Here is a 12,465-nt window from a genome sequence, read left to right as displayed (position 1 = left end):
TCTCAAGCCGCAGATACAGGAATACGGGCTTGACGAAGCGAACCGGGCGCTCCTGGAACTGAAGGAACGGAAGATCAGGGGGGCAAAGGTGCTGCTGATGGAGTAGCGGCGGATCATACCTCGGACACCAGGCCGCCGTAGAATTGACGCGTGGTGCGGGACGTCACGGCGGCGACCTCCTCGATCCGGAGTCCTTTGATCCCGGCAACCTCACGTGCCGTCGTCAGGACATCCCGGGGCCGTGATTCCCGTTCTCCATAGACGACGGGACAGTCCGTCTCGAGCAGTATCCTTTCAAGAGGCGCCGCCTCTATGGCACGGCGGTGAGCTTCACTGTAGCAAAGCGCCGGCGTGGCCGATATATGATACCCCGCCGCCACGATATGCCGCAGCAGATCGAGGGATCCTGAGTACCAGTGAAAGACGGCCTTCTTGACCCCGCCTTCACCGATCATGTCGAACACCCGTTCATGGGAGAACCGGCAGTGGAGGATCAGGGGTTTATCGTGCCGGACCGCCAAACGGATGATCTCGCCGAACACCTCACGCTGGAGGGCCTTTTTCACCCGGATCTTGTAATCGATGCCCACCTCGCCGATCGCCACTGCACGATCCATATTGGACGCGAGAAATTCCAGGTTCCCGGCAATCTCAGGCTCCCTGATCTCCCAGGGGTGATATCCGAGAGCGGGAAAGACAAATCCTTTGTGCCGTTCCGCGATGGCGAGGGTTTTTTCATTTGACTCCCTGTTCATGCCCACGGCGATGATGGCCTCGACACCGGCGACGCGTGCTTCCGCGAGTATCGGATCAAGCGAGGATATCGCGTCCAGGTGGGCATGTCCGTCGATGAATTCAGGAACGCTCATTTCTTGAAGAGCTTCTCCAGCGTATCCCTGGCGTTCTTGTGCCCTTTCCGGTCGTCGGGGGCCCCGGCTTCCCTGAATGAGAAATAGTCGCAGAAGTTGCTTCGCTCCTTGTCCACCACCCGTTCCGCCTGGGGTTCGTGGCATTGATTGTACGCACCGGGATCGTAAAAGCGGCAGTTCAGACAGATATGGAGATCGCGGCCGCAGAAGGGACACTGGTCCCTCCGGCCGACCCGGCCCTCCATGTCCAGTTCGCTTCCGCAGAAATGGCAGCGTTTCATGGCACGCTCCGCCTCAATCAACGCGCACCTTTGACCACAGGTGCACAGGACCTCACATGTCCTTGAGCAGGGCCTGGGCGGCTATATGGATGGGGTCCCAGGCACCGCCGAAGGGAGGCGAGTAGGCAAGGTCCATGTAGCCGACCTCGTCGACGGTCATTCCGGCCCAGAGACACGCCGAAAGCGTGTTTATACGTCCCACGGCACCGGCCTGGCCGACGGCCTGGGCACCGAGAAGCCGTCCCGACGCTCTGTCGGCCGTCAGCTTTATCCCCAGTCGCTGTTTGCGCACATTCAATGACCGTGCGACGGGTGCGCTCCAGATCAGGGCGCTGACGGGGTCGAACCCGCTTTTCGCGGCGGCGGATTCGTCAAGCCCCGTCGCGCCCAGCTCGAGGTCAAAGACCTTGAAGGATTGGGCGCCGACGATCCCCGCGAAGGAGGATTCTTTTCCACCAATGTTCCGTCCCGCTATACGCCCCTGTTTATTGGCGATATCACCCAGCGGAATATTGACCCATTCACCGCTGATCCGATGATAGACCTCGCAGCAGTCGCCGGCGGAATATACTTCTTCCCGGTTCGTCCGCTGGAAATTATCAACGGCGATGGCCCCTGTTTTCCCCATCTCGATACCGGCATGGGCCGCAAGCGTAGTGTCGGGCCGCACTCCCAGGGCACAGAGAACGATATCTCCCTCAAAGGAGTCGTCCTTCGACAGGACCCGTAACCGGTGTTCCTTTCCTTCCTCGACCGCCACGGGCGTAACGCCCGTTTCGAAGATTACACCCCTGGCTTCAAGTTCTTCCAGCACGACCCGCGAAAATTCGGGGTCCCAACGGCCGACGGGAAGGTCGCCCCGATACAGTATCTGTGTTTTCACCCCCCGGCTCGCGAAACCCTCGGCCATCTCCATGGATATGAACCCCGCCCCTATGATCAACGCCTTCCGGCACTGCTTTTCTTCGAGGTAGCGCTTTATGTCTATGGCGTCCCGAAGGTGCTTCAGGATAAAAACACCTTCCCGCTCGATACCGGGAATATCAAGCACGCGGGCGGTTGCACCCGTCGCAACAACCAGGACATCGTATGGAACCTGTTCGCCGCCATGAAGCCGCACCGCCCCCTTCGCGAGGTCAATTTCCTCGACCCGGGTCTTCAGTCGCACGTGCACACCCGTTTCCTCGAATTTTTCCGGGGTCCGGGCGATCAGCCGCCGGTTATCCTGTATTACATCGCCGATGTAATAGGGCATCGGTCAGGCAGCATAGGATACGAACTCTCCCCGTTCCAGAATGGTTATCTCCAGCGAGGGGTCCACCCGCCTGGCTTCAGCGGCCGCGGACGGCCCGCCGGCGCCTCCACCGACAATGATAAGGTTTCTCTTCATGCACCGTTCTCCTTCCCGCGATCAGCCGACGGCCCTTTAATAGTTTTTCGCCTGAAGCTCAAAATACGCCTGTGGATAGGTACAGGTGGGGCACCGTTTCGGAGCGGAGGGTCCCTTGTAAATATACCCGCAATTACGACACTTCCACGTCACGGTCCTTCCCTTCTTGAACACGGTTCCACTCGTCAGGGTCTTCAGCAGTTTCAGGTACCGTTTCTCGTGCTCCACTTCGACGCTTGAAACGGCCCTGAAGAGATAGGCCACTTCCTTGAACCCTTCTTTCTCGGCGAGATCGGCCGCTTCTTTGTATAGTTTTGACCACTCCATATGCTCTCCCGCAGCGGCCTCTTTCAGGTTCGCCGCCGTGGTCCCGACGACACCGGCGGGATAGGCGGCCTGTATCTCCACATCGCCGCCGGGAAGAAAACTGAAGAACCGCCGGGCATGTTCCCGCTCGTTGTCCGCGGTCTCCTCAAAGATCGCCGCTATCTGTTCATATCCTTCCTCGCGGGCCTTCTCGGCGAAAAAGGTATAGCGGTTCCGTGCCTGCGATTCCCCGGCAAAGGCGGCCAGAAGATTCTTTTCCGTCTGTGTCCCTTTAACGCTCTTCATGAATTGTCTCCTTTCTTCATTCTCGATGAGTTGATCACGGTTCCCGATCGCGTGATGCCTTCCGAACCGCCATGACGGCCCCTCCCAGGATGACCATGAATACGCAGAGCACCTGCCCCATGGTGAAGGAACCGGTCACAAAGCCGATGTGCGCGTCGGGTTGTCTGAAAAATTCTATGAAAAAGCGCACTGTCCCGTAACATATCAGATAGAGGGAAAAGACGAAACCGTCGAAATCCGCTGTTCTCCGTATTCTCCGGATCACGAAATAGATGAAGATCCCTTCGAAGAAGGCCTCGTAGAGCTGTGAGGGATGACGAAGCCGGCCGTGGAGGTCTCCCGGAAAGTACATGCCCCAGGGCATGGTCGTGATCCGCCCGTAGAGCTCTCCGTTCAGAAAATTGCCGAGCCGGCCAAAGGTATATGCAAGGGGAATCTCAGCACAAAAGAGATCGGCAAGCCGCCAGAAATTGATGGACCGCCGGTAACAGAAGGCGAGGGTGGCGACGGCGACGCCGACCAGCCCCCCGTGGTAGGACATGCCGCTGATGCCCGTGTAGACGAACCCCCGGCCATGGTTGAAATCAAAGGGAAGAATAACGGCGAACGGGTGGGAAAGAAAATAGGACGCGTTATAGAACAGCACATATCCCAGCCGTGCCCCCAGGAGCAGGCCGAAGATCGCCCAGATAAAATACTCCTGGATGGTTTCCTCCGTATAGGGGAGGTTGCTGCGCCTCACGCTTCTCATGACCAGCCGATAGGTCACGTAGAACGTCACCAGATACATGAGGCTGTAATACCTGATCTGAAAGGTGCCGATGGAAAAAAGGACGGGGCTGATATGTTCGGGAATGGTCTGCCACCACTGGAAAATTTGACTCAACATGCACACCTTTCACGATATCACGGGCACATGAAAAAGGGACTGATCCCCGGATATGCGTACCGGCGGCGCCGACCGCCGCGTCACCCCGGAAACACGGTCCCCCTTGCCAGGCCATTATCTTACGGATATCCTTCCGGCGCACCGCCGGAATGCCTCAGCCTCAGGTAAATGAAGATGAGGGGGAACAGGACGTACAGGAACCGCAGGACCCTCCCTTGCCGCCGAAGACGGACATCATCCGTTCAGCGGCCTTTTTTCCGCACTTGGGACAGACCACATCGCTGTCCCGATCACCGGAAAATCTCAGTTCTTCAAATTCATGTTTGCATTTCTTGCATCGATACTCATATATCGGCATGTACGGTCTCCATCGAACAGGCTAATCATAGGCCTGCCCCTTCAATTCATCCACATGCAACTCGGCATTGAAAGCCGCCGTCGCGCCGTCACCGCAGGCCGTTATGACCTGTCTCAAGGTCTTCCGAATGCAGTCACCGCATGCAAAAATGCCCCTCACCGATGTCTTCATGTCGGAATCGGTGATAATATAACCACGATCGTCGCATTTGACAAGGTCTTTGACCAGCGCGGTGTTCGGATCAAGGCCGATGAAGACGAACACGCCGTCGACCTGAAGGTCCTGAAGGCTTTTATCGTTCACGTTTCGTAGCTTCAGGCCCGTGACGCCCGCGGCATCGCCCATGATTTCCTCCACCACCGAATCCCAGGCAAAGGCTATCTTCTCGTTGGCGAAGGCACGTTCCTGAAGAATGCCCGTCGCCCGCAGCCGGTTCCTGCGGTGGATGATGGTGACACGGCTCGCGAATTTCGTCAGGAACAGGGCCTCCTGGACGGCCGTGTCCCCGCCGCCGACAACGGCGACGGCCCGGTTCCGGTAGAAGGGCGCGTCGCAGGTAGCGCAGAAGGAGACACCCCTTCCGATGAACCCCTCCTCCCCGGGTACGCCGATATGTCGCCATGACGCACCGGTGGCCATGATAACCGAAAGGGATCGATGAACCCCCGCGTCGGTGGTGACCTTCCATCCGGGAAGTTCGTCACGGGTCTCTCCTTCGATCTTCGAAACATGCTCCGTCTGAATGTCGAGGCCGAAGGCAAGGGCCTGGTTCTTGAAGTTCTGTACCAGTTCAACTCCCGTTACCTCGGGCAGGCCCGGATAATTTTCGATCATGTCGGTGATGGTGATCTGGCTGACCGTAACGCTGCCCTCCAGCAGCAGAACCTTCTGGTTCGCCCGCGCCGCGTAAAGACCCGCGGTCAACCCGGCAGGCCCGCCGCCGATGATGATAACATCGAATGTTTCCTGCTTGTCCATCACATACCCTCTCCGTCGTGTTTTCGCTTTCTTCGTCGCTTTACATGTGCTCCCCGCGAGCGCAGGGTCCCCCCAGGGACCTTATCCCTTGATACACCCCACCGCCTTGAGTCTGGCAACTTTCTTCGATATCCCGGCCCGATGGACCACATCGACGACATCATCGATGTCCTTGTATGCTTCGGGAATTTCCTCGTGAAGGGTCCCCTTGCCCGTCGCCATGACCAGAATGCCCCGGTCCGCCAGTTCCCTCCCGATGGACCGGTTCCTGCTTTCCTTTTTCGCCCGGCTGCGGCTCATCACCCGCCCGGCACCGTGGCAGGTGCTTCCGAAGGTGTCCTGAAAGGCCTTTTCCGTCCCCGCCAGAACGTAGGACCCGGTACCCATATCTCCCGGGATAAGCACGGGCTGTCCCACGGGGCGGTACCGTCCCGGGAGGGCCGGATGGCCGGGGGGAAAGGCCCTCGTCGCCCCTTTCCGGTGGACGCATAACCGACGCTCTTTCCCTTCCAGGGGGATCGTTTCCATCTTTGCTATGTTGTGACAGACATCATAGAGGAGCCGCATACCGATCTCCCGTGGTGATCTTTGAAGGGTCGTCTCGAAGGTCTGCCGTGTCCAGTGCATGAGCATCTGGCGGTTCGCCCAGGCATAGTTGGCGGCACAGGCCATGGCCGACAGGTATTCCCGGCCGATGGACGACCGGATATAGGCACAGGCCAGCTGCCGGTCGGGAAGTGAAAAACCCAGTCCATCGGCCTGCTTCATCATGCGGGCGAGGAAATCATCGCATACCTGGTATCCCAATCCCCGGGAACCGGAATGAATGACAACGGCGACCTGGTCCAATTCAAGACCGAAGGCGCGGGCCGCCTCCTCATCGAAGATCTCTTCAACCACCTCTATCTCGAGAAAATGATTCCCCGAACCCAGGGTCCCCACCTGGTCACGACCCCGATCGAGGGCCCGGTCACTGAGGGTCCCCGGGTCGGCTCCCGCCATCGTGCCGCCGTCTTCCGTCGTTTCCAGGTCCTCCGGTGTCCCGTATCCGTTGGCGACCGCCCAGCGGGCCCCTTCGACCAGGACCTTGCGTTCCTCCTTCAGGGACAGCTTCAGCGCACCCCGGGAACCGACACCGGTCGGGATCTCACGAAAGAGCGCCGGTACCAGCTTCGGCATGACGGGGGCGATCTCCTCGTGCCGGAGCTTCGTCGTCATGAGACGGACACCGCAGTTGATGTCATAGCCGACACCGCCCGGCGAGACGACGCCTTCATCGGTATCGAAGGCGGCGACACCGCCGATGGGAAATCCGTAGCCCCAGTGCATGTCGGGCATTGCCATGGAATATTTAATTATTCCGGGGAGATGTGCAACATTTGCAACCTGCCGGGGGCTTTCATCGGCTCCGATCCCGCCGATCATCTTCGCCGAGGAATAGATCAGTCCGGGTACCCGCATCCCGCCGACGGGCGGAATGATCCAGCGATACTCGTCCAGTTTTTCCATGTTCAGGTCAGACATCGAATATCACCCGTGCCGACCACCCATCGCCGGTCTGCTTCAGCGAGACCTGATGATAGGTGACCGCCTTTATTTCCCGGGTGAGCCGGTGCTTTTTCATATCAAGGGGCTCCCCCCGCAGTGCGGCCGAAAGCCTTTCATCACCGGTGAACGCGACTCTGCATTCCCGGGAGATAAATCCCTTCCCGTTCAGGAGATAAAGGACCTCCCGCAGGAAATTCACCAGGAGGTCTTCTCCGTCGGTCCCCTCCGCTTCTATAATACGCTCATGAGCGGTCCCGACGTCCCAGCCCTCTGTTACGATATCACAAATAGCCCCTGCAGCGTTCGAAAACAGCTCCTCCCGACTCCGGCCATAGATCTCGACGCCGAGGTCCGCCGTATGCTCGAATATCCTGTACGGGATCCTTTCCCGGGTCCTGTGTTCCATCGTCATGGTCCTCCCCGTTCCGACCGGCGCCGCGGATCAAAACCGGAAGATGAACAATGAAAGGATCGTTTTCACGGCGCGAAAGACTCTCACCCATTATTCCTCCGGCATGTCGGGCAGTGTTTCTTCTTCGCCTTCCAGGAGTTCCTCCAACGGTATATCGCCGTTTTCCCGTCCCTCTCGTTCCTCCCGTTCTTCCCGCTCGGCCCGGGCGATGGAGACGAACTTTTCTCCCTCATCGAGCCCTATCAGTTTCACGCCCTGGGTGCTCCTGTGCAGCAGGGGAACCTCTTCGACGCGGAACCGGATTATCTTCCCGGCGTTACTGATAAGGATGATATCCTCGTTCCCCAGGACCTGCTTGATTCCGGAAACAAGACCTATCTTGGGAACGGTCTTGATATTGATGATCCCCTTTCCTCCCCGTGCCTGGAGGCGGTACTCTCCGAGAGTGGTCCTCTTTCCGTATCCGTTTTCCGAAACTGTCAGGATCGAGCTTGTTTCCCCCATGATCTCCATACCGATAACGGAATCATCCTTGCCCATCCTGATCCCGGTGACTCCCCGCGCCGTCCGCCCCATCGAACGCACCGCGGTCTCCCTGAACCGGATCGCCTTGCCCTTTCTTGTCCCGAGGAATATCTCCTGATCTCCATCCGTTTGCCTCACGGCGATCAACTCGTCACCCTCGTCCAGCGTCAAGGCGATGATGCCCCCCGTTCGCGGATTGGAATAGGCCATCAGATCCGTTTTCTTGATAATACCCTTCTTGGTGGCCATAACGATGAAGCGGTCCGTCAGGAATTCCGTCACCGGCAGCACGGCCGTTACCCTCTCGCCGCTGCTGATGCCGATCAGGTTGACGATCGCCTTGCCGCGGGCGGCCCGTCCCGCCTGGGGTATCTGGTATATCTTGAGCCAGTGGACACGGCCCGTGTTCGTGAAGAAGAGGATGTGGCTGTGGGTGGAGGCCACGAAGAGCCGTTCCACGAAATCGTCCTCCTTGGTCCCCATGCCGACCTTGCCCCGCCCGCCGCGGCGCTGGCTCCGGTACAGGCTGACGGGGTTCCTCTTGATGTAGCCGAGATGCGATATGGTGACCACCATATCCTCCTCGACGATCATGTCTTCGATGTCTATTTCTTCGCTGTCCTGCACGATCTCCGTTCTGCGCGCGTCACCGTAGCGGTTCTTCAGTTCTTCCTGTTCCCCCACGATGATATCAAGAATCTTCTGCGGGTCCGCGAGAATTCCTTCCAGCTCCGCTACCAGGACCGTCACTTCCCGGTGCTCGTCACGGATCTTGTCCCGCTCCAGGCCCGTCAAGCGCTGGAGTCTCATGTCGAGGATCGCTTTCGTCTGTGCGTCTGAAAGACCGAACCGGGCGGTCATCTGCTGTGCCGCTTCCTGACCGTTTTCGGACTGCTTTATGATGGCGATGATCTCATCAATATTGTCGAGGGCTATGATCAACCCTTCGAGAATGTGAAGCCGCTCCTGAGCGCGCCGCAACTCGAAGATGGTCCGCCGCGTGATGACCTGTTTTCTGAAGTCCACGAAACTCTGGAGCATTTCCTTCAGGTTGAAAATTTTCGGCTGGCCGTTCTCGATGGCGAGCATGATAATCCCGAACGTCGATTCCATCGGTGTATGCTTGTACAACTGGTTCAGGATGACACCGGACATTTCATCCCGCTTCAGATCGATGACGATGCGCATGCCGTCGCGGTCCGATTCGTCCCGCAGGTCGGCGATGCCGTCTATCTTTTTCTCCTTCACCAGTTCAGAGATCTTTTCGATGAGGCTTGCCTTGTTCACCATGTAGGGAAGTTCCGTCACCACGATGCTTTCCCGCTCGCTCCGGGCGTTCCTCTCGACGATGGCCCGGGCCCTCATGCGGATGATCCCCCGTCCCGTCCGGTAGGCGTTCACGATCCCTCCCCGTCCGTTGATGAACCCCGCCGTGGGGAAATCGGGCCCCTGCACGTACCGCATCAGGGATTCCACCGTCATGTGCGGATCCCGTATCAGGGCGATGATCCCATCGGCGATCTCCCGGATATTATGGGGCGGAATATTCGTGGTGACGCCTACGGCGATCCCCGAGGAACCGTTCAGCAGCAGTTCGGGGATCTTCGTAGGCAGAACCGCCGGTTCCATGAGAGACTCGTCGTAGTTCGGATTGAAATCAACCGTTTCCTTGTCGAGATCGGCAAGCATTTCCTCGGTTATGCGGGCCATGCGGATCTCGGTGTACCGCATCGCCGCCGGCGGGTCACCGTCTATGGAACCGAAGTTCCCCTGGCCGTCGATCAGCGGGTATCGCATGGAAAAATCCTGTGCCATCCGTACGATCGTATCATAGGCCGCCGCATCGCCGTGGGGATGGTATTTCCCGATAATATCGCCGACGATCCTGGCGGATTTCTTGTAAGACCGGTTCCAGCGGTTTCCCAGATCCGCCATGGCAAAGAGCGCCCTTCGATGAACGGGCTTCAGTCCGTCGCGGACATCGGGGATCGCCCGCCCCACAATGACGCTCATGGCGTACTCCATGTAGGATCTCTTCATTTCGTCTTCAATGGTGACCGGCATATTGCGCTGGTACAGTTGGTCCATTCTTCTTCCTCCGGATATACAACGAACGGCGTTCTTTAGAGGCCATCAAACAATTTCAATGACGGGAATGGTTCAGACGGTCTGCCGTGTCGTTTCGATCTTCTGTTAAATGTCGAGGTTCGTTACATTGAGCGCGTTCTCAAAAATGAAATCTCTTCGCGGTTCCACCTGGTCGCCCATGAGGGTGGTAAATATGGCATCGGCCACAACGGCATCTTCCACTGTTACCTGCAGGAGGGTCCGCTTTTCCGGGTCCATCGTCGTTTCCCAGAGTTGCTCGGGGTTCATTTCGCCGAGACCTTTGTAACGCTGAACCGCGATCCCCTGTTTTCCCGCCCGCACGATATGACCGAGGAGGGCCTGAATAGTTATCAACTCCTTTTCTTCCTTTTCCGTGCCGCCATTCTCGACGATCCGGTAGGGTGCCTCACCCAGTACTTCGAGTTGCTGAAGAATTCCCTTCGCCTCGGCGAATTTCGGAAGGTCGAATATGTCCCGGTCTATCCAGGTCATGTGCTCACGGCCGTTCCTGACTATGTTGAAAAACAATTTGTACCCGCCGTGTTCCGTGTCATCCTCGGTCCAGTAACGGGCGCTGTTGTCACCGATGGCCTTATGCACTCTCCATCCGATCTTTTCAAGGACGGTCCTGTCCCCGAAGTCGTTCTTCGAGAAGGCGGGGTCGCCGGCCAGCAGGTGCATTACTTCCCGGTCTTTTCCGTTCTTCTCGAACTTATCCAGGATCGTATCAAGCCTGATCCCCTTTTTCACGAGGGTCAGCAGGCGCTGACCGGTGATCCTTCCTCCGTCGCCCGTGAGCAGATACACCTTGTTGACACCGTTTTCCAGGATATAATCCTGCATGCCTTCCTCACTTTTCACGTACCGGTCCTTGCGGTTTTCCGTTATCTTGAAAAGGGGCGGCTGCGCGATAAAGAGATATCCCCGCTCTATCAGCTCACGCATGTAGCGGAAGAAAAAGGTCAGGAGCAGAGTCCGGATATGGAGACCGTCGACATCCGCGTCCGTCATGATGATGACCTTATGATACCGAAGTTTGCTGATATCAAAATCATCATCACCAATACCGGTCCCCAGCGCCGTTATGATGACCTTGATCTCATTATTGTTCAGCATCTTGTCGAAACGGGCCTTCTCGACATTGAGAAGTTTTCCGCGAAGGGGAAGGATCGCCTGGTTGCTTCGGTCCCGTCCCTGCTTCGCCGAACCACCCGCTGAATCACCCTCGACAAGGTATATCTCGCTTCGCGCGGGGTCCTTTTCCTGGCAATCGGCAAGCTTTCCCGGAAGGGTGGTCACCTCAAGGGCCGATTTCCGCCGGGTCAGTTCCTTCGCCCGTCGGGCCGCGTCCCTCGCCCGGGCCGCCTCCACGGTCTTGGCGACGATCTGTCTGGCGACGGAGGGGTTTTCCTCGAAGTAACTGCCGAGTTTGTCATATACGATCGTCTCCACAAGACCTTTTATCTCGCTGTTACCCAGTTTCGTCTTTGTCTGCCCTTCGAACTGAGGCTGCAGTATCTTTACGCTGATGACACAGGCAAGCCCCTCTCTCATATCTTCACCGCGAAGGGATATCTTGCCGTTCTTCAACAGATTGTTGTTCATCGCGTAGGTATTGATGGCCCTGGTGAGCGCCGACCGGAACCCGATGAGATGGGTCCCGCCCTCCGTCGTATTGATACTGTTCGCGTAGGAAAAAATATTCTCGATGTAGGTGTCGTTGTATTGAAGGGCCATTTCAACGGAACAGTCTTCACGGTCGCCGCTGATATAAATGGGTTTCTTGTGAAGTGTTTTTTTGTTCCTGTTGATGTATTCCACAAAGGAAAGGATTCCACCCTTGTAGTAGAACTCATTCCTCCGGTCGGTCCGCTCATCCTTGAAAACGATCCTGACGCCGGCATTCAGGAATGCCAGCTCCCGCAGGCGGTTCGAGAGAATATCGAAGCTGAAATCGATATCATCAAATATCTCCCGGTCCGGCATGAAGGTTATTTTTGTTCCTCGCCGTTTGGTCGTCCCCACTTCGGAGAGCGGCGCTTCAGGGATCCCTCTCCGGTATGACTGCCGGTATACGTTCCCGTCCCGCCGTACTTCCAGTTCGAGATAACTGGAAAGGGCATTCACCACGGAAACGCCCACACCGTGAAGACCGCCGGATATTTTGTAGCTCTCATTGCTGAATTTCGCTCCCGCGTGCAGCTTGGTCATGACCACTTCCGCGGCCGACACCTTTTCCGTTTTATGCATGTCAACGGGGATACCCCGGCCGTTGTCGACAATCGTAACACTATTGTCAAGTCGTATCTTTACGTCGATCGTGTCACAGTATCCAGCCGATGCTTCATCGATGCTGTTATCTACCACCTCGTAGACAAGATGATGCAGACCATCCTTGCCCGTACTGCCAATATACATGGCCGGGCGTTTCCTGACGGCCTCGAGACCTCCAAGAACCTTTATACTTTCAGCACTATACGTCTTTTCCAACTCC

11 protein-coding genes are annotated in these 12,465 nt (G+C 57.4%); all 11 read right to left on the bottom strand.

What is annotated here, in order from left to right:
* Positions 1–113 precede the first annotated feature (113 nt).
* The 11 genes from JXO48_03810 to gyrB all read right to left on the bottom strand — a co-directional run bounded on the left by JXO48_03810 (position 114) and on the right by gyrB (position 12,461).
* Positions 114–869 (bottom strand): TatD family hydrolase, encoded by a 756-nt coding sequence (locus JXO48_03810; GenBank protein ID MBN2282995.1) that lies wholly within the window; start codon positions 867–869, stop codon positions 114–116.
* Entirely contained in the window at positions 866–1,150 is a 285-nt protein-coding gene (locus JXO48_03805) for a hypothetical protein (GenBank protein ID MBN2282994.1), read from the bottom strand. The genes JXO48_03810 and JXO48_03805 overlap by 4 nt, the downstream gene beginning before the upstream one ends.
* Positions 1,151–1,202: 52 nt before the next feature.
* Positions 1,203–2,405, bottom strand: a complete 1,203-nt coding sequence (locus tag JXO48_03800) for an FAD-dependent oxidoreductase (GenBank protein MBN2282993.1) — start codon at positions 2,403–2,405, stop codon at positions 1,203–1,205.
* Positions 2,406–2,576: 171 nt separating this feature from the next.
* A complete protein-coding gene (locus tag JXO48_03795) occupies positions 2,577–3,152 on the bottom strand; it encodes a rubrerythrin family protein (GenBank protein MBN2282992.1) in 576 nt (191 codons plus the stop codon).
* A 34-nt stretch (positions 3,153–3,186) separates the two neighbouring features.
* Complete coding sequence (locus tag JXO48_03790; protein MBN2282991.1) at positions 3,187–4,041, bottom strand: prolipoprotein diacylglyceryl transferase; 855 nt, start codon at positions 4,039–4,041, stop codon at positions 3,187–3,189.
* A 160-nt stretch (positions 4,042–4,201) separates the two neighbouring features.
* Positions 4,202–4,399 carry a zinc ribbon domain-containing protein gene (locus JXO48_03785; protein ID MBN2282990.1) on the bottom strand — a complete coding sequence of 66 codons (198 nt, stop codon included), beginning with the start codon at positions 4,397–4,399 and terminating at the stop codon, positions 4,202–4,204.
* Positions 4,400–4,420: 21 nt separating this feature from the next.
* Entirely contained in the window at positions 4,421–5,377 is a 957-nt protein-coding gene (gene trxB, locus JXO48_03780; protein ID MBN2282989.1) for a thioredoxin-disulfide reductase, read from the bottom strand.
* 81 nt (positions 5,378–5,458) lie between these two features.
* A complete protein-coding gene (locus JXO48_03775; GenBank protein MBN2282988.1) occupies positions 5,459–6,886 on the bottom strand; it encodes an RtcB family protein in 1,428 nt (475 codons plus the stop codon).
* Positions 6,887–6,893: 7 nt separating this feature from the next.
* Positions 6,894–7,331 (bottom strand): archease, encoded by a 438-nt coding sequence (locus JXO48_03770; protein ID MBN2282987.1) that lies wholly within the window; start codon positions 7,329–7,331, stop codon positions 6,894–6,896.
* Positions 7,332–7,427: 96 nt separating this feature from the next.
* Positions 7,428–9,950: a DNA gyrase subunit A gene (gyrA, locus tag JXO48_03765; GenBank protein MBN2282986.1), complete on the bottom strand. Its 2,523-nt coding sequence runs from the start codon at positions 9,948–9,950 to the stop codon at positions 7,428–7,430.
* A 105-nt stretch (positions 9,951–10,055) separates the two neighbouring features.
* Positions 10,056–12,461 carry a DNA topoisomerase (ATP-hydrolyzing) subunit B gene (gene gyrB / locus JXO48_03760; GenBank protein MBN2282985.1) on the bottom strand — a complete coding sequence of 802 codons (2,406 nt, stop codon included), beginning with the start codon at positions 12,459–12,461 and terminating at the stop codon, positions 10,056–10,058.
* Positions 12,462–12,465: the final 4 nt, after the last annotated feature.

This window comes from Deltaproteobacteria bacterium (assembly GCA_016933965.1).
Taxonomy (GTDB): Bacteria; Desulfobacterota; Syntrophia; order Syntrophales; family UBA2210; genus JAFGTS01.
The sequence above is the reverse complement of the archived record's forward strand: the minus strand, read 5'-3'. Positions and strand labels throughout refer to the sequence as shown.